This window comes from Phenylobacterium zucineum HLK1 (assembly GCF_000017265.1).
Lineage (GTDB): Bacteria > Pseudomonadota > Alphaproteobacteria > Caulobacterales > Caulobacteraceae > Phenylobacterium > Phenylobacterium zucineum.
On record NC_011144.1, the window covers coordinates 1,648,650 to 1,666,356 of the forward strand.

17 protein-coding genes are annotated in these 17,707 nt (G+C 72.5%); 3 read left to right on the plus strand and 14 right to left on the minus strand.

The window, feature by feature from the left end; genetic code table 11:
* The first annotated feature begins 41 nt into the window (after nt 1–41).
* Together PHZ_RS07985 and PHZ_RS07990 are read left to right on the plus strand one after the other, a co-directional pair.
* The gene (locus tag PHZ_RS07985; protein ID WP_041373345.1) at nt 42–248 is read left to right on the plus strand and encodes an AraC family ligand binding domain-containing protein; all 207 of its coding nucleotides are present in this window, start codon (nt 42–44) and stop codon (nt 246–248) included.
* Nucleotides 218–760, plus strand: coding sequence for a helix-turn-helix domain-containing protein (locus tag PHZ_RS07990; protein ID WP_049758175.1), 543 nt, complete (start codon nt 218–220; stop codon nt 758–760). The genes PHZ_RS07985 and PHZ_RS07990 overlap by 31 nt, the downstream gene beginning before the upstream one ends.
* A 1-nt stretch (nt 761) precedes the next feature.
* Here PHZ_RS07990 and PHZ_RS07995 read toward each other — a convergent pair whose 3' ends face one another.
* The 12 genes from PHZ_RS07995 to metC form a co-directional block, all read right to left on the minus strand.
* Nucleotides 762–1,157, minus strand: coding sequence for a copper-binding protein (locus PHZ_RS07995; protein ID WP_012522010.1), 396 nt, complete (start codon nt 1,155–1,157; stop codon nt 762–764).
* A complete protein-coding gene (locus PHZ_RS08000; RefSeq protein ID WP_012522011.1) occupies nt 1,154–4,303 on the minus strand; it encodes an efflux RND transporter permease subunit in 3,150 nt (1,049 codons plus the stop codon). The genes PHZ_RS07995 and PHZ_RS08000 overlap by 4 nt, the downstream gene beginning before the upstream one ends.
* Entirely contained in the window at nt 4,300–5,766 is a 1,467-nt protein-coding gene (locus PHZ_RS08005; RefSeq protein ID WP_012522012.1) for an efflux RND transporter periplasmic adaptor subunit, read from the minus strand. The genes PHZ_RS08000 and PHZ_RS08005 overlap by 4 nt, the downstream gene beginning before the upstream one ends.
* Nucleotides 5,763–6,992: a TolC family protein gene (locus tag PHZ_RS08010; RefSeq protein WP_012522013.1), complete on the minus strand. Its 1,230-nt coding sequence runs from the start codon at nt 6,990–6,992 to the stop codon at nt 5,763–5,765. Before PHZ_RS08010 ends, PHZ_RS08005 begins: the two co-directional genes overlap by 4 nt.
* A 97-nt stretch (nt 6,993–7,089) precedes the next feature.
* Nucleotides 7,090–7,347 carry a hypothetical protein gene (locus PHZ_RS08015; protein WP_041373346.1) on the minus strand — a complete coding sequence of 86 codons (258 nt, stop codon included), beginning with the start codon at nt 7,345–7,347 and terminating at the stop codon, nt 7,090–7,092.
* 117 nt (nt 7,348–7,464) lie between these two features.
* The gene (locus tag PHZ_RS08020) at nt 7,465–7,860 is read right to left on the minus strand and encodes a hypothetical protein (protein ID WP_041373347.1); all 396 of its coding nucleotides are present in this window, start codon (nt 7,858–7,860) and stop codon (nt 7,465–7,467) included.
* A 34-nt stretch (nt 7,861–7,894) separates the two neighbouring features.
* Nucleotides 7,895–8,212, minus strand: coding sequence for a helix-turn-helix domain-containing protein (locus tag PHZ_RS08025; protein WP_236611881.1), 318 nt, complete (start codon nt 8,210–8,212; stop codon nt 7,895–7,897).
* A gap of 14 nt (nt 8,213–8,226) precedes the next feature.
* Nucleotides 8,227–8,988: an amino acid ABC transporter ATP-binding protein gene (locus tag PHZ_RS08030; protein WP_041373348.1), complete on the minus strand. Its 762-nt coding sequence runs from the start codon at nt 8,986–8,988 to the stop codon at nt 8,227–8,229.
* Nucleotides 8,985–10,061, minus strand: coding sequence for an amino acid ABC transporter permease (locus tag PHZ_RS08035; RefSeq protein ID WP_012522016.1), 1,077 nt, complete (start codon nt 10,059–10,061; stop codon nt 8,985–8,987). Before PHZ_RS08035 ends, PHZ_RS08030 begins: the two co-directional genes overlap by 4 nt.
* 1 nt (nt 10,062) lies before the next feature.
* On the minus strand, nt 10,063–11,229 hold the full coding sequence (locus PHZ_RS08040) for an ABC transporter permease subunit (protein WP_012522017.1): 1,167 nt from the start codon (nt 11,227–11,229) through the stop codon (nt 10,063–10,065).
* A gap of 4 nt (nt 11,230–11,233) precedes the next feature.
* The gene (locus PHZ_RS08045) at nt 11,234–12,340 is read right to left on the minus strand and encodes a transporter substrate-binding domain-containing protein (RefSeq protein ID WP_148216818.1); all 1,107 of its coding nucleotides are present in this window, start codon (nt 12,338–12,340) and stop codon (nt 11,234–11,236) included.
* A 3-nt stretch (nt 12,341–12,343) separates the two neighbouring features.
* Complete coding sequence (gene metC, locus PHZ_RS08050; protein ID WP_012522019.1) at nt 12,344–13,540, minus strand: cystathionine beta-lyase; 1,197 nt, start codon at nt 13,538–13,540, stop codon at nt 12,344–12,346.
* A 95-nt stretch (nt 13,541–13,635) separates the two neighbouring features.
* On the opposite strand from metC, the gene PHZ_RS08055 reads away from it, so the two are divergent.
* Nucleotides 13,636–14,568, plus strand: coding sequence for a LysR substrate-binding domain-containing protein (locus PHZ_RS08055; RefSeq protein ID WP_041373349.1), 933 nt, complete (start codon nt 13,636–13,638; stop codon nt 14,566–14,568).
* Here PHZ_RS08055 and PHZ_RS08060 read toward each other — a convergent pair.
* Nucleotides 14,565–15,035, minus strand: coding sequence for a RidA family protein (locus PHZ_RS08060; RefSeq protein WP_012522021.1), 471 nt, complete (start codon nt 15,033–15,035; stop codon nt 14,565–14,567). The genes PHZ_RS08055 and PHZ_RS08060 overlap by 4 nt on opposite strands.
* 64 nt (nt 15,036–15,099) lie before the next feature.
* Nucleotides 15,100–17,589 carry a TonB-dependent receptor plug domain-containing protein gene (locus PHZ_RS08065; RefSeq protein ID WP_012522022.1) on the minus strand — a complete coding sequence of 830 codons (2,490 nt, stop codon included), beginning with the start codon at nt 17,587–17,589 and terminating at the stop codon, nt 15,100–15,102.
* Between the last annotated feature and the right edge of the window lie 118 nt (nt 17,590–17,707).

Here is a 17,707-nt window from a genome sequence, read left to right on the forward strand (position 1 = left end):
ATTCAGACGAGAAACATTCCAAAGACGACAGGAGCCGGTCGATGCTCATCGCCGAGCGCGCGCGGTTCGAGGCTGGCTTCTCCGGCCACTGGCATGATCATCCGCGGGCGCAGCTGATCTACCCTGAGCAGGGCGTGATGGTGCTGCACACCGGCCAGGGACAGTGGGTGACGCCGCCGCTGCAGGCCTGTTGGCTGCCGCGGGCGAGCCGCACCGGGTGGAGACCTCGCGCGGCTTCGACATGGTGAGCGTCTACTGCGCAGGTGCCTGGCTGCGGCGGCTGCCCAGCCGACCCGGCGTGGTCCCCGTCAGCGCCTTGCTGAAGGCGCTGATCGGCGGGATCCCGGACGCCGGCCCGGCGCGCCGCCGCCGCCTGGCGCTGCTCTTCGCCGACGAGGTCCATCTCGAGCCGGCGCCCGCCCTCTTCATCCCCGAACTCGCGGGGCGGCTCCTGGGCGTCCTGGCGGCGGCTTTGCGGGCGGACCCGGCCGACGAGCGGACGCTCGCGGCCTGGGCGGCCGAGCTTGGGGTCAGCAGCCGCACGCTGGCCCGCGAATTCGAGCGCCGCGCCCAGCTCACCTTCACCGCCTATCGCCGTCAGGTGCGGCTGAGGGCGGCGCTGATCCGAATGGCGGAAGGCCAGTCCATCACCCAGGTCGGTCTGGACCTCGGCTTTGGCAGCGCCAGCAACTTCATCCGGGCTTTCCGCGCCGCCACCGGGGTGACGCCGGCCCGCTACTTCGCCGCGCGCACCGGCTGACCTAGGGCTTCCGGATCGCGGTGATCTCGCCCGCGCCGTTCTCGAGCCTCAGGTCGAAGGCCACCTTGTCGCCGACCTCGACGTCCCGCACGACCGCCGGGGCCGCCTTGAAGCCCATGGTCATCGCCGGCCAACCCGCTTCGGGGATCGGACCGTGGGCGATGGTGATCGTGCCGGCCGCGGGGTCCACGGCGGTCACCGTCCCGGTTCCCTTGGCGGTCTTGCCCGCCTCGGCCGAAGCCATGTTCATTCCCGTCGTGCTGTCGCCGCCGTTCGCGGGCGAGGCCGCCGTCTCCGGGGCCGGGGTCGCCTCGGCCGGGGGCTCGGTCCCCTGACCGCAGGCCGCCAAGCCGAGGGCGGCGCTCAGAACGGCGGCGGTGAGACAAGCGCGCTTCATGGGGATTCTCCTTCCGGGTTTGAAGCAGAGGTTGCTAGGCGGCGGCGCAGCAGGAGGTAGCCTGCGGGCACGACGAGCATCGAAAGCAGGGGCGCGGTGAGCATGCCGCCGACCATGGGGGCGGCAATCCGGCTCATCACCTCCGAACCGGCGCCATGGCCGATCAGGATCGGGAAGAGGCCCGCCAGGATCACCGCCACGGTCATGGCCTTGGGCCGGACCCTGAGCAGGGCGCCCTCGCGCACCGCCGCCTCGACCTGCTCGCGGCTCGGGTCGGGGCCGCGGTCGCGCAGGGCATGCTTGAGGTAGATCAGCATCACGACCCCGAACTCCGCGGAGACGCCGGCCAGGGCGATGAACCCCACCCCCGTCGCCACCGACTGGTGGTAGCCCAGGAGGTACAACGCCCAGATGCCTCCGGTCAGCGCGAACGGCAGGGTGGCCATGATCAGGGCCGCCTCGTCGAAGCGGCCGAAGGTCAGGTAGAGCAGCAGGAAGATGATCGCGAGCGTCGCGGGCACGACGAGCTTCAGCCGCTCGGCGGCCCGCTGCAGGTACTCGAACTGACCGGAGTAGGCGACGCTGACGCCGGGCGACAGCTTTACCTCGCGGGCCACGGCGCGCCGGAGGTCTTCGACCACCGAGGCGAGGTCGCGTCCGCGGACGTCCACATACACCCAGGTGGAGGGGCGGCCGTTCTCCGTCTTCAGCATCGGCGGGCCGTCGGCGATCCCGACCCGGGCCACCGTGCCCAGGGTGATCTGCTGCCCGCGCGGTGTGACGATGGGCAGGGTGCGCAGGCCTTCGAGGCTGTCGCGCAACTCGCGCGGGTAGCGCACGCTGATGGGGTAGCGGGCGAGGCCTTCGACCGTCTCGCCCACCGTCTCGCCGCCGATGGCGCTGGAGACGATCCCCTGCACGTCCGCGATGTTGAGCCCGTACCGCGCGGCTGCATCCCGATCGATGTCGACATCCACATAGCGTCCGCCGGTCAGTCGCTCGGCCAGTGCGGAGTTCACGCCGGGCACGGTCTTGGCGATCGCCTCGATGCGGCCGGCGATGCGGTCCAGCTCGGCGAGATCGGCGCCGGACACCTTCACGCCGATCGGGCTTTTCACCCCTGTCGCCAGCATGTCGATGCGGTTGCGGATCGGCGGAACCCAGACGTTGGCGAGGCCCGGCGCCCTCACGGTCCGGTCGAGCTCGTCGACCAGCTTCTCCGGCGTCATGCCGGGCCGCCATTGGTCGCGCGGCTTGAACTGGATGGTGGTCTCGAACATCTCCAGGGGGGCCGGATCTGTGGCCGACTCCGCCCGGCCCGCCTTGCCGAACACCGTCTTCACCTCCGGCACCGTCAGGATCAGCCGGTCGGTCTGCTGCAGCAGCTCGCCGGCCTTGGCCGCCGAGATGCCCGGCAGGGCGGACGGCATGTAGAGTAGGTCCCCCTCGTCCATGGGCGGCAGGAACTCGCCGCCCAGGCGGCTGAGCGGCCAGGCGGTGGTGGCGAACGCCAGCGCCGCCAGCAGGAGCGTCGTCTTCGGGCGGCGCAGGACCCAGTCCAGCGCGGGCCGGTAGGCCTGCGTCAGCGCCCGGTTCACCGGATTGTCGGCCTCGGCGGGGATCCGCCCGCGGATCAGATAGCCCATCAGGACCGGCGTCAGCGTCACCGAAAGGATCGCGGCGGCCGCCATGGCGTAGGTCTTGGTGAAGGCCAGCGGCGCGAACAGCCGGCCTTCCTGCGCCTGCAGGGTGAACACCGGCACGAATGACAGGGTGATGATGACCAGGCTGAAGAACAGCGCCGGCCCCACCTCGGCCGCGGCGTCCGTCACCACCCTCCAGCGGGCCTCGCCCCGGAGCGTCTCGCCGGGATGGTCGTGCGCCCAGCGCTCCAGGTGCTTGTGGGCGTTCTCGATCATCACGACGGCGGCGTCCACCATCGCGCCGATGGCGATGGCGATGCCCCCCAGGGACATGATGTTGGCGTTCACCCCCTGGCCGCGCATCACCAGGAAGGCGGCGAGCACGCCCAGCGGCAGGGTGAGGATCGCCACCAGCGCCGAGCGCGCGTGCCAGAGGAAGAGCCCGCAGACCAGGGCGACGACGATGAACTCCTCGACCAGCTTCTGCGTCAGGTTGGCGATGGCCCGGTCGATCAGCTGCGAGCGGTCGTAGGTGGTCACCACCTCGACGCCGGGGGGCAGGCTGCGCTTCAGTTCCAGAAGCTTGGCCTTCACCGCCAAGATCGTCGCGCGGGCGTTCTCGCCGGACCGCAGGACCACCACGCCGCCGGCGACCTCGCCCTGGCCGTTCAGCTCGGCGATCCCGCGCCGCATCTCCGGCCCGACCTGCACCGTGGCGACCTCGCCCAGGCGCACCGGGACGCCGCCCGCCGCCGTGCGCAACGGGACGGACCGGAAGTCCTCAAGGCTCGCCAGATAGCCCCCGGCGCGGACCATGTACTCGGCCTCGCCGAGCTCCAGGACCGAGCCCCCCGCCTCCTGGTTGGCGTTGCGCAGCGCCTCCACCACCTCGGCGTGGGCGACGCCATAGGCGGCGAGCTTCGTCGGATCGACCACCACTTGGTACTGGCGCACCATCCCGCCGATGCTGGCGACCTCGGCGACGCCCGGCAGGCTCTTGAGCTCGTAGCGCAGGAACCAGTCCTGCAGGCTGCGGAGCTGGGAGAGGTCGTGCCGGCCGCTGCGGTCGACCAGCGCGTATTCATAGATCCAGCCGACGCCGGTGGCGTCCGGGCCTAGGGCCGGCCGGGCTGCGTCCGGCAGCCGCCCCTGCGCCTGGTTGAGGTACTCGAGGACGCGCGAGCGGGCCCAGTAGAGGTCGGTCCCGTCCTCAAACACCACGTAGACGAAGCTGTCGCCGAAGAAGGAATAGCCCCGGACCGTCTTGGCCCCCGGCACCGACAGCATGGTCGTGGCCAGGGAATAGGTGACCTGGTTCTCGACGATCTGCGGCGCCTGGCCGGGGTAGGTGGTGCGGATCACCACCTGCACGTCGGACAGGTCGGGGAGGGCGTCGACCGCCGTCGTGCGCACGGCCCAGAGCCCCGCGAGGAGCAGGGCGACCGCCGCGATCAGGACCAGCAGCCGCCCCCGGACCGACGCCCGGATGAGCGCGGCGATCAACGGCCCGCCTCCAGCTTGGCGATGCGGCGCACGGTCGCGACGCCGCCGGCCTGGTCGAAGGCGAAGCGCACCGTGTCGTCCTCCTTGAGGCCGGCCGCCAGCCTCGGATCGGCGAGGGTGAAGGTCATGGTCATGGCCGGCCACTGCAGCGCCGGCACAGGCTGGTGGCTCAGGGTGATGGAGCGCCCCTCAAGCCGCTCGATCCGCCCGGTGGTCTCGTAGGCGCCGGGCTGCGCCTGCGCCGGCGCCGTGGGGCCGAGGGGGCGCGCATCCAGTCCGGCGAGGCTGGCTTCGGAGTCCAGCAGGAACTGGCCCGAAGCCACCACCTGCTCGCCGGCCTGAAGCCCCGCCAGGATCTCGGTGCGGTCGCCGGCCTCACGGCCGACCTGCACCTCGGCCGGCCGGAACCGGCCGCCGGGCTGCGCCAGCATGACGAGCGCGCGGCGGCCGGTGCGGATCACCGCCTCGGATGGAACGAGCAGCGCAGGCGAGGCCGCGCCCGCGAACTGCGCCTGCCCGTACATGCCTGGGCGCAGCCGTCCGCCCCGGTTGGGCAGTTCGATGCGGGCGGTCAGGGTCCGGCTTTCCGCGGCGGCCTCCGGAAGGATGGCCGACACCCGCCCGGCGAGCCGCTCGCCCGGGTAGGCCGCCATCGTCACGCCCACCGCCTGGCCCGGCCGCACCTGCCCGGCCACGGCCTCGGGCACGGCGACATTGAACCAGACCGTGGAAAGGCCGCTGATCTCCGCCAGGGTCTGGCCGGCGCTCAGGGTCATGCCGCTCCGCACGCCGAGCGTCCGGATGACGCCGCCGGCCGGGGCGGTGACGCGGAACGTCGTCTGCGGCCGCCCGCTGCGCTCGACCGCGGCGATCAGCCCTGGCGGCATGCCGAGCAGCGCCAGCCGCTGGCGGGCCGCGGCGGTCAGGGCCGCGTCTTTCGTGCGCCGGACGGCCAGGAACTCGGCCTGGGCGCCGCCCCACTCGGGAACCAGGACGTCGGCCAGCGGCGCGCCGGCGCCGACGACGTCGCCGGGCGCGCGGCGGTAGGTCCGCTGCACGAAGCCGCCGGCGCGGGCCTGGACCACCACGAGGTCGCGGCCGTTGAAGTCGACCACGCCGGGCGCCGTGACCTCGCTCGGCAACGGGCCCCGTTCCACGCGGGCGAGCCGCACGCCCAGGCTCTGGATGCGGGCGGGATCGACCGCGACGGTCTCTGCGCCCGCCTCGTCGGCGTATTTCGGGACCAGCTGCATGTCCATGAACGGAGACTTTCCCGGCCGGTCGAACCGCTGGCCGGGGACCATCGGGTCGTACCAGTAGAGCACTTCGCGGCCGGGTTCGGCCGAGGCGCCGGGGCTGTGCTGGACGAGGCGTGAGAGGCCGAAGCCGGCTCCGGCCCCAACGGCCAGGAGGCCGGCGGCGGCGAGGGCGAGGGTCGTGCGGGAAACGCGGGTCGGGGTCATGGGGCCTCGCCGTAGCCGAGGTTGATCTGGACCGCCGCGCGGACGGCGGCGGCTTCCCGCTCAATCACGGTCAGGCGCACCTCCGCGAGCTCGGTGAAGGCCTGCAGCACGTCGGTCAGGCCGGCCCGGCCGGCGGCGTAGCTGGCCGTCTCGAGGTCGGCCTGTTGCTGGGCGGCCGGCTGCACGACGTCGCGGGCGCGCGCCCATTGCGCCTGGCGCATCTCGTGCTCTGCGAGATCGCCCTCGAGTTCGGCGGCGAGCTGGCGACGGGCGGCTTCCCGCCCGACCCCGACGCGCGCCGCCTCGGCGCGCCGTGCGGCGATCAGCGGATCCTGCCGCCGGGTCGGGAAGAGCGGCAGCCGCACGGTCACCGCGGCGGACACCATGTCGCCGAACATTGGATCGCGGCGGCCGTAGCCGACCTCCACCGCCCAGTCCGGCCGCTTGGCCGCCCGGGCGAGTTCGACCTCGGCGCGGGCCTTGGCGCCCGCCGCGCCGAAGACCTGCAGCGCCGGATGGGCGTCCAGCGCGGTCCGCAGGCGGACCGGATCCGGCGCGGCATCAGGCGGCGGGCCGCTGACGACGGGCGCCGGGTCGCCGGTCCAACGGGTCAGTTCGGCGCGGGCGCGGGCCGCGGCCGCCGCCAGCTCGCCGCGCCGATCCTCGAGGCCGGCGCGCAGCCGGACGGGCGTGAGCGCCATGGCCGGCCGGCTCGCGCCGGAGGCCAGCGCCGAAGGCGCCGCGTCCCAGAGCGGCTGCAGCTGCCGCAGCACCTCATCGAGGGCGGCCAGCCGCCGCTCGGCGTAGTGCAGGTCGAGCCACGCGAGGGCGGCGCCCACCCGCACCTCGCGGTCGCTGACGCCGGCCTGGGCCTCGGCCTCGGCCGCGTCGGCCCGGGCCCCGGCGACCTCCGCCCGACGGCGCGCCTGGTTGGGGATCTCCTGCATGAGGCCGATGGTCGCCATCGTCATCTCGTCGGCTCCGAACCGGCCGGCCATCGGCCCGGAGACCGGGTAGTTCTCGACGCCCAGCTTGAGCTGGGGGTCCGGCAGGCGGCCGGCCGCCCCGGCCGCGCTGCGGGCGGCCTCGGTCCGCAGGGTCGCGGAACGGATCGGCGGAGCCGTGCTCCGGGCGCGGGCGAGGGCCTGCTCGAAGGTGAGCGGGCCGGCGTGCGCCGGACCGCCCAGCGCCAGGAGGATGAGGGGCAGGGGAAACAGGCAACGCATGGGATCTCCGGAGCGACTCCGGGACGCGGCGCGCGTCAGTGGGGGAGCGCCGCGCCGCGTCCCGCCTGCCGCAAGACGGCAGGGTCGCCGCTGGCCCTTAGGGCCGCGGCTCGGGGACGGCGGCCCGTGCGGCCGGCGCCATCATCGGGCAATCGGCCGCCGCCGGGCGGGCGGCGACCTGCGCGCGAGGACGAGGGACCGTCACGCGCCGGACGAAGACGTCCTTGCCGTTCGGCGAGCGCTCGGCGCGCACGATCGTCTCCGCGGAGCCGGGCGCGGCGGCCGCCGCGTGGGCGGCCGGCGCGAGGGCGAGGGTCGCCGCAGCGGCCGCGCCCAGGAGCGTTGAAATTTCCATGTCGGTTTCACCTGAAGAGGGGCGTAGCAGATCCGCGCGGGGGCGCGCGGCGCGTCCCGGCGTCCGCAGGTCCGAAGGTCCCTGCGGGCGACGGCGCCCGGCCGCGAAGCGGCCGGCTCAGGCGAAGGGACGAGGGGGGCGTTCGAGCCCGGGCGGCGGGTGGGCCCGGTAGCTCTTTGGCGTGGCGGCTTCCAGCACCATGCGCCCGATGCGGCGCGCCGGCGCCGGCCCGGGTTCGGCGATCGCCGCCGTGGTGACGCACATCTGCGCGCAGGCCTGGGCGCAGGCCTTGCTGTCGTGCTTGACGGGGTTGTCCCCGGCGGGATCGCAGCAGCCGTGGTCTCCGGCCGCCCCTGTGTCGGCCTGCGCCATGGCGGCGCCGGGCATGGCCCCGTCCATCACCATGGCCTGGCCTTCGCCCATGTGGTGGGCGCAGGCCGCGGCCCCCGCCGAGGCGGCGGCGGGCGACAGCAGCAGGCCGACAAGGGCCAGAAGGGCGAGCAGGAGCCGCATTTGCTGGGACGTTACGCCAGACGCCCGCGCCGGGTCACATGAATTCTGCTTCAGGCGAAGCCCCGGGCGCGTCCGCCGCGGCCGGCGTCGCCAGTCCGTCCAGCCGGGCCTGGACCGCCGCGCAGAGGCTCGCCGGATCGCACCCGAGCGCCAGGGCGATGCGGTGGAATTCGAGCAGGTCCACCCGGCGCTGGCCGCGTTCGATCATCGACACGTGCGAGCCGGCCTTGCCGAGAGCCGCGGCGAGGTCGCGCTGCGACAGGCCCGCAGCCCGACGGGCGGCGACAAGCACCTCGCGCACCTGCTGGTACTCGGCGCTGAACACCGGATTGGGCTGGCGGGCGAAGGGCATGGGCGGCGGCAGGTTCAATGCAGGAGCTGGCCGAGGAAAGCCCGGGTGCGTTCGTGCCGAGGGTGCGCGAAGAAGTCGCCGGGCGGGGCGGACTCGACGATCTGGCCCTGGTCCATGAACACCACCCGGTCGGCGACCTGGCGGGCGAAGCCCATCTCGTGGGTGACCGCCAGCATGGTCATGCCTTCGCCGGCCAGTTCGATCATGGTGTCGAGCACCTCCTTGACCATTTCCGGGTCGAGCGCCGAGGTGGGCTCGTCGAACAGCATGATCTTCGGCCGCATGCAGAGCGCCCGGGCGATGGCCACCCGCTGCTGCTGGCCGCCGGACAGCTGCCCCGGCCGCTTGTGCGCCTGGTCGGCGACCCGCACGCGCCCGAGCAGGGCCATCGCATGCGCCTCCGCCTCGGCGCGGGTGGCGACGCCCGTCCGCACGGGCGCAAGCGTGCAGTTTTCGAGCACCGTCAGGTGCGGGAAGAGGTTGAAGCTCTGGAACACCATGCCGGCGGCCCGCCGGATCGCCTCGAGGCGCCGGGGCTCGGCGGTGGCTTCGAGGCCGTCCACGCGCACGACCCCGGCGTGGTGGCGCTCGAGCTGGTTGATGCAGCGGATCAGCGTCGACTTGCCGGAGCCCGACGGGCCGCAGATGACGATGCGCTCGCCCGTCGCGACGGCGAGTTCCACGCCCCGCAGGGCGTGGAACTCGCCATACCACTTGTGGAGGTCGCGGACCTCGACGGCCAGGTCTGCGGCGGGGGAAGGCGTCTCTCGGGTCATGGCGTGGCCTCGGCGCGGCGTTCGAGCGCCCGGGCGAAGCGGCCGAAGCCGAAGCACAGGGCGAAATAGACGGACGCGATGAAGATGTAGGTCTCCATGGCGGGGGAGCTCCACTCCGGGTCGGCCAGGGCCGCCCGGCCGGAGCTGATCAGGTCGAACAGTCCCACCACCAGGACGAGGCTGGTGTTCTTGATCATCACGATGATGGTGTTGGTGAGGCTCGGGATCACGAGGGCCAGGGCCTGCGGCAGCACCACGAAGCGCTGGGTCCGCCAGTAGCCGAGCCCCAGCGCCCGGGCCGCCTCGGCCTGGCCGGGCGGCAAGGCCTGCAGGCCGCCGCGGATCACCTCCGCCAGGTAGGCGGCGGCGAAGAGCAGCAGCGCGATCATCGCCCGGAAGAACTTGTCGGGCAGCAGCGGCTCCGGAAGCAGCAGCGGCAACATGATCGAGGCGATGAACAGCAGGCTCAGCAGCGGCATCGCCCGGGTGACCTCGATGAACAGCACGCATAGCGTACGGATCACCGGCAGGTCGGCGCGGCGGCCGAGGGCCAGCAGGATGGCCAGCGGAAAGGCGCCGCCGATGGCGGTGACGGTGAGGATGAGGGTGACGGGCAGGCCGCCCCACATGGTGGTGGCCACATAGCTCAGGCCGGCGAAGCCGCCGAACATCAGGAGCAGCACGCCGGGCAGGGCCGCGGCCCAGAGCGCGGCCAGGTGCGGCCGCCAGGCGGCCGGCCGCAGCGAATAGGCGAGCAGGCCCAGCAGCACGGCGCACACGAGGGTCGGCCGCCACCGCTCCTCGATGGGATAGATGCCGAACAGGATCTGGCCGCTTTTGGCGACGACGAAGCTCCAGCAGGCCCCCGAGATGTCGCGGCAGGCGGCGGGTTCGGCCGGCAGGACGGCGGCGTCCAGCACCGCCCAACGCACCAGCGGCGCGGCCAGGGACCAGGCCGCCCAGGCCACGGCCAGGGTCAGGACGACGTTGAGCGGCGAGCCGAACAGCCTCGCGGCCAGGACGGCGGGGCCGCGGGCGGCCCGCGGCGGGCCCGGGGTCGCGACGGAGGTCATCTCAGCGGCCCTCCAGCTGGACGCGCCGGTTGTAGAGGTCGAGCAGGGCCGCCAGCGCCAGGTTCAGCGCCAGGTAGACGAGGAGAATGATCAGGGTGCCCTCGATCGGGTGGTTGGTCCGGTTGATGACCGTCCCCATCACGGTCATGAACTCCGAATAGCCGATGGCGATGGCGAGCGTGCTGTTCTTGACCGTGTTGATGTACTGGCTGGTCATCGGCGGGACGATCACCCGCAGCATCTGCGGGAAGGCCACGAGCCGCAGGATCTGCCGCTCCTTGAGCCCGAGCGCGCGGGCGGCCTCCCACTGGCCGCGCGGCACCGACTGGACGCCCGAGCGCACGATCTCGGCGATGAAGGCCGCGGTGTAGACGGTGAGGCCGGCGAACACCGTGGCGAACTCCGGCGTCAGGCGCGCCCCGCCGGCCAGGTCGTCGCCCGTGGCCGCCGGCGTTTCCAGACGCAGCGGCGGGTGAATGGCGAACGCCGCCAGCGCCCCCAGGACGATCACGCCCGCCGCAGCCGCCCGGTGGGGGCGTGGCCGGCCGCGGCGGGCGGCGGCGCGGCCGGCGAGGGCGGCTGCGCCATAGACGGCGGCCCCGGCGGCGAGCGCGCCGGCGAGGCCGAGGAGCGGCCACTCGGCCACGAGGCGGGGGGCGGCCACCCCGCGGATCGAGACCAGCAGGCCGGGCAAGAGTTCCCGGGCCCCGCCGACCGGCATCACCTGCCCCCAGTAGGCGTAGAGGAAGATGAGCAGCAGGACCGGCGGGGTGTTGCGCATCGCCTCGACCCACACCGCCGCCAGCCCGGCGACGAGGGGGTTGGCGCTCAGCCGGGCGACGCCCAGCGCCGTTCCGATGACGGTGGCGGCGACGCAGACCAGGGCGGACAGGAACACGGTGTTGGCGACGGCGACGCCGATCGCCTGCAGGTAGGTGTCTTCCGGGCCGAAGGGCAGCACCGTGTCGGCGATCTTGAAGCCGGCGCGATCCCCCAGGAACTCCAATCCGAGCGGCAGGCCCCGGGCCTGCAGGTTGGCCGCCGTGCTGACCGCCACCAGCAGGAGCGCGGCCGCCACCAGGGCGACCGCGCCGGCCTGCGCCAGGATGGCGGCGGGGGAGGCCGGGACCCGGCGCGGGCGTCGGGGGGCGGAGGAATGCGCCGTCATCGGCTCACACGTCCCAGGGATAGGGGAACAGCAGGCCGCCGTCCTTGTACGGCCGGTTGAGGCGGCGGTCGGCCTTGATGCGGGTGCGGGCGCCGAGGTTGCGCTCCCAGATCTCGCCGTAGTTCCCCACCTGCTTGAGGACCTGGTAGCCCCAGTCCGGCTCCAGGCCGATGGCCCGGCCGAAGGCCGGGTCGGCCCCGAGCACGCGGCGCACATCGGCGGGGCCGCTGCGCCGCAGCTCGTCCACATTGGCCTGGGTCACGCCGTTCTGTTCGGCCCAGATCAACAGATTCACCGTCCAGCGGACGACGTCGAACCAGCGATCGTCGCCGCGGGCGATGGCGACCCCCTGGGGCAGCAGGTGGTCCAGGTAGAGGAGGGCGTGGTCGTCGGGGTCGCGCGCCACCGTCGCCACCTGGCTGGCGCCCAGGAAGCCGTCGGTGACATAGACGTCGCAGCGCGCCGAGAAGTAGGCGTCGCGGGCGGTGATGGTGGAGTCGAAATAGACCCGCTCGAAGCGGATCTTCGCCTCCGCCTCCACCCGGGTGAGCGTGTTGTCGGCGGAGCTGCCGCCGCTCTGCAGGCAGACCGTGCGGCCGTTCAGGTCCGCGGGCGAGGCGGCCCCCAGGCGCTTGCGGAAGATCAGCACGTCGGTGTCGAACTGGGTGACGGTCACGAAGCGCACCGCCATGTCCCGGGTGAAGGTCATGGTGGTCGTGCGCGAGAGCACATCGATCTCGCCGGTCTGCAAGGCGGGCAGCCGCTGCGCGGCGTTGAGCGGGATGAAGCGGATCTTCTGGGCGTCGCCGAGCAGCGCCGCGGCGAAGGCGCGGCAGACGTCGACGTCGAAGCCGCGCCAGACGCCCCGCTCGTCGGGCCGGGAGAGGCCGGTGATCCCCTGGCTGGCCCCGCAGGTGACGTAGTCGCGGCCCTTCATGCGCGGGATCGCGCCGCGCTCCTCCCCGGCTCCGCCGGGGGCGCAGGCGGCGGCCAGAACACCGACCAGTCCGAGCGCGGCCAGCCGCCGTCTCGCCGCCCCGAGCCTGGCAAGGGCGGATGTGCGGGCGGCGGGGCGTGTGTCCGGCGCCGCCTGGACCGAGCTGCCTTGCATGGCCTAGGCCCGTCGCTGGGCGCCGCCGCCCTGGTCAGGGGCGGCGAGGCGGGCGAAGCCACGGGCAAGGTCCTGCAGAAGATCCTCGGGATCCTCCAGTCCGATGCTGAAACGGACTACGGGCCCGGTGTGGGCCGGCGGCGCCACGGTGCGCAGCGGCGGCCGGTCGAGCACCGCCACGAGGCTGCGCGTGCCGCCCCAGCTGGCGCCGATGGCGAACAGCTGCAGCGACTCCACGGCTTCGGCGAGCGCCGGACGGGTCCAATCCTCCAGGAAGACCGAGAACAGACCCGCCCCGCCGGTGAAATCGCGCCGCCACAGGGCGTGGCCGGGGGACGTGGCCAACTGCGGGAAGCGCACCTCGGCGACGCCGGGCTGGGCGACGACCCAGTCCACCAGTCGCCGCGCGGACTGTTCGGCGCGGTCCATGCGGATCGCCAGCGTCTCCAGGCCGCGGAGCACGAGGCTGCTTTCGTCCGCCGAGACCCCCAGCCCGAGGAAGCGGCTGTAGTCCTTGAGCTTGCGGTAGAGCCCGACATCGTTCACCGACACCGAGCCCATCATCACGTCCGAATGCCCCGCCACGTACTTCGACAGGGCGCAGACGGAGAAGTCGACGCCGTGCGCCAGCGCCTTGAACCGCAGCGGCGTCGCCCAGGTGTTGTCGGCCGCCACCATGGCCCCACGGGCGTGGGCCGCGGCGGCGATGGCGGGAACGTCCTGCACCTCCATGGTCATGGAGCCGGGCGACTCCACCCACACCAGGCGGGTCCCCCCGTCGAGCACCTCGGCCAGGCCGGCGCCGATCATCGGATCGTAGTAGCGCGAGCCGATGCCGAGGCCGGCGAGGAACCGTTCGGCGAACGGTCGCACGGTGTCGTATGTTGTGTCGGGGAACAGCACCTCTTCTCCCGGGCGGACCGCCGCGAGGGTCGTCATCGCGATGGCCGCGAAGCCGGAAGGCAGGGCCAGCGTCCGCGCCGCGCCTTCCAGGCGCGCCAGCCGTGTCTCGAGTTCGCGGGACGTGGGCGTGCCGTAGAGGCCATAGGAGAAGCCGTCGTAGATCTCGTCCCGACGGCCCTGGTAGGCGGCCACGGTCGGGAAGACCACGGTGGACGCCCGGTGCACGGGCACCGCAAGGCTCTCGAACGCGCCTCCGAGGCCGTCCCCCGGCGTCAGGCAGAGTGTGGGGTCGCGCATGCTGTACTCCCTTCGGGACCCGGCGTAGCCCGGCCCTGGAACTCGTTCAAATTCATAGTTGCGGCGAATTCATGCGCCGAGGTTATGATGCGGCCATGAACCTGACGCTCATCGAGGCCTTCAGCGCGGTGATGAAGACCGGCTCCACGACCGCCGCCGCCGAGCTGCTGCGCGTGTCGCAGCCTGCCATCAGCCGCTCGCTGAAGCGGCTCGAGGACACCACCAAGCTGAAGCTGTTCGAGCGAAGCGGTCCTCGGCTGACGCCGACGCCGGAAGCGCACCTGCTCTACCAGGAGGTCCTCGACACCTTCGTCGGCCTTGACCGACTGCGGCAGTCGGTGGCGCGGATCCGTGCGGTGGGCACCGGATCGGTGCGGATCGCCAGCTCCGCGGCGCTGGGCCTCTCCTTCGTGCCCAAGGCGCTCAAGCGGTTCACGGACCGTCGCCCCGACGTCTCGATCCGCTTCGAGATCGGCAACTCGGTGACGGTCCGCAACCTGGTGGCCAGCGGCTCCTATGACATCGGCCTGTGCGCCGAGGAGATCGACCGCTCGAACCTGGTGGTGAAGCCGTTCATCGAGACCCGCGGCATTTGCGTCATGCCGCCGGGCCACCGGCTGATCGGCGAGCCGGTCATCCGCCCCGGGATGCTGGACGGCGAGCGGGTGATCTCCCTGGCGCCGGACGACACCGCCCGCATCCAGTTCAACGCCGCGCTGGCGTCGGCCGCCGCGACGCCGAAGTTCGTGGTGGAGACGCAATTCGCCGCCACCGTTTGCCAGCTGGCGATGGAGGGTGTGGGCGTCGGCTTGACCAACTCGCTCACCTACGTGTCCGACCGTTTCGAGCCGCTCGGACTGGCGGCGCGGCCGTTCGAGCCGGCGATCGCCTTCCGCTCTCTGATGATCCTGCCGCCGCATCGGGCCCGCTCGCGATTGGTGGACGAACTGGTGGGGTTTCTGGAGGCCGATCGCGACGCCCTCGCCCAGGCGTGCGAGAGCCGCTTCGGTCGGTTCTCGCCGCCCTAGGGCCGGATGGCGAAGACCGCCGCCACTTCCACCGCCGCCCCGAGGGGCAGGCTGCCGGCTCCGACGGCGGCGCGGGCATGCCGGCCCGCCTCCCCGAACACCTCGACCATCAGGTCCGAGGCGCCGTTGACCACCTGCGGATGGTCGGTGAACGCCGGGCCGGCGTTCACGAACCCGGTCAGCTGGACGCAGCGCACGACCCGGTCGAGGCGACCGCCGAGGGCCCCCCGCAGCTGCGCGATCACCGCAAGCCCGCACAGCCGCGCCGCCGCCTGCGCCGCCTCGGGGGTGAGGCCCTCGCCGACCTTGCCCGTGACGAGCCCTCCGGCGTCGCGCGGCAGCTGCCCGGACACCGTGGCGAGCCCGTCGTGCAGCACCACGGGGACATAGTTGGCGACAGGCGCCCCGGCCGGCGGCAGCTCGATGGCGAGGTCTTTCAAGCGGTCGTCGAAGGAAGCGGTGGTCATGCGGGGCCTTCGGGCCGCGCCGGGCGGCCCTCTCTCGTGGGAAGGAAGCGGAGGCGGGCGGCGGTCAGAACTTGCCGGTCAGGCGCACGTACCAGAAGCCGCCGTTGAATCCGAAGGGCGAGAACTGCGGATAGACGATGCCGTTGTTGATCTGCGCCTGGCGCCGGTCCTTGTCGGGGTAGGCGTCGAGCAGGTTGTCCGCGCCCACGGCGATGGAGATGTTCTCGGTCGCCTGGTAGCTGACCTCGGCGTCGACGAGCCATTCCGCGCCGAAACCCTGATCGAAGGACAGCGCTGTCGGCGTGGCGTTGGGCACCGCATCGACCCACGCGCCGTAGTAGTTCGCCCGCAGCAGCACGTTCCAGCGGCCACTCTCCCAGGTGCCCGTGACATTGCCCCGCCAGCGGGGATTGAACCGGCCGATTTCGATCCGCCGCTCACGATCCACCGCGCGGGCGTCGCGAAGGTTGGTCACCTTGCTGCGGGTGTAGTTGGCCGCCGCCGTGAGGCCGACCCTTCCGATGTCCAACGGCCAGGACCTGGACAGCACCACATCCAGACCCTCGGTCTCGGTGTCGAAGAAGTTGCCGAAGAAGCGGACGCTCTGCAGGTCCCCGGCCGGCGTGCCGCGGGCGGCGAGGGCGGCGCGGTCGGCCGCGGTGATCGGAATGCGCGAGGTGAGGGCGATGCGGTCCTTCACCTCGATGTTGAAATAGTCCGCCGTCAGCACCCAGCCGGCCACGTCGAGCACGGCGCCGAAGGCGAAGTTCTTCGACTCCTCCTCCTTGAGCGGCTTCGCGCCGTAGTACTGGGCGATCGGGTCGGTGGGCGGCCGCGTGGCGATCAGCAGCAGCCCGCCGGTGAGCGGGTCGATGTTGGTGGCAACGTCGGAGATGTTGGACTGTCCGGGCGTCGGCGCGCGGAAGCCGGTGTTGACCGAGCCGCGCAGGGCCAGGCCGTCGAAGAGCTCGTAGCGGGCGGTCAGCTTCCAGTTGAAGGTGGAGCCGAAGTCGGAGAAGTCCTCGTAGCGGGCCGCCGCACCGACGGTCAGCCGCTCGACGACCTCGGTCTCCAGGTCGACGTAGGCCGCCCAGTTGCTGCGCGAGAAGGCGCCTGCGGAAGCCGGCGTGTAGCCCGGGAAGCCGCTGGAGCCCACCGCCAGCCCGATGATCCGGCCGGTGTCGGGATCGGTGAGGCTGGCGAACCGCCCGGCCTGGTAGGACGCGGGCTCGCCCGCCTTGATCTCGAAGGTCTCGCGCCGGTACTCCGCCCCGAACGCCACGTTCAGCGGCTCGGCGAACATTCCCGTCTCGACAGGGTAGACGAAGTCGGCGTTGAGCCGGGCCTCGCGCTGCTGCAGCTCGCCGGCGCGGAAGGAGGCGGGCGAGTCCGGCCCGAGGGACGGGTTGACCGTGTTGTCGAGCTTGAATTCGATCTCGTTCTGCGCGAGCCCGGCGCTGAGGTCGTAGCGCAGTCCCCCGAAGGCCTCCCCCTTGACGCCGCCCGTCAGGCTCATGTCGAGCATGTTGCTGCGGAAGACCGGCGCGAAGCCGCCCGGGAACCGGCTTGTGAAGCTGAAGCGGGGCCCGCCCGGCTGGTTCGTCAATGGCACGCTGGCGAAGACATCGGCGCGGTTCAGCGGACGGTAGAAGAAGTCTGACTCGGCCGAGGCCTGGCCGAAGTTTCCGAAGGCGTAGGCCGTGGCCGTCCCGCTTGTGGGGAGTTCAGCGTTGAAGAACAGGCGCGCGGCGTCGACGCTGGGCGCGCCCCAGCGCTGGGCCGGGTCGGGCACCGCCGTGTTGCCGGCGTCGATCAGGGCCTGAGCGTCGGGCCGCTGGCGCCCGCGGGACGTCTTGGCGGAGCTGGAGAGCTCGCCGCTGACGTTGAAGAAGCCCTCTTCGCCCAGCGGCAGTCCGACGTTGAGCTGCAGGTTGTAGTCCTCGCCGTCGCCCTCGTAGAACTGGCCGTAGCGGGCGATGGCGGTGACCCCCTCGCGGGCCCGCTTCAGCTGGAAGTTGATCACCCCGGCGATGGCGTCGGACCCATATTGGGCCGCCGCGCCGTCGCGGAGCACCTCGATGCGGTCGACGGCGATGGCCGGGATCGCCGAAAGGTCCGGCCCCTGGGCGCCGGCGGCGAGCGGCTGGTTGGTGATCTGCACCACGGCCGAGCGATGCCGCCGCTTGCCGTTCACCAGCACGAGCGTCTGGTCCGGCGGCAGGCCCCGGAGGCTGAAGGGACGGACGAAGGCCGAGGCGTCCTGCGCCACGAACTTCTGGACGTTCAGGGAGACAACGGTGGTCTTCAGGGCGTCATTGAGGTCCGAGGCGCCCTGCCGCTGCAGCGTTTCGCCCGACACCACGTCCACGGGCGTCGAGGACTCCGTCAGGGTCACGCCGGCGCGCCGGGTGCCGGTGACGACCACCTCGTCCACCTGCCCGGCCGCAGCGTCCTGCGCGGATGCGGCCGCCGGCAGGCCGAGGATGAGACCGCTCCCGAGAGCGGAAACAGAAGCCAGAAGCGCCGCGCGAGCGGCCGAGCGCCGGTATCCCATGCCTTCCCCCATCGTTGTCTTCGTGCCGCTGCTGCGGTCGCGGCCGCGGAAACCCGCGAGCCTTGGCCAGAGCCGAACATGCACGGGGAAGGACTTCAAATGCGCAATCGATCGTCAT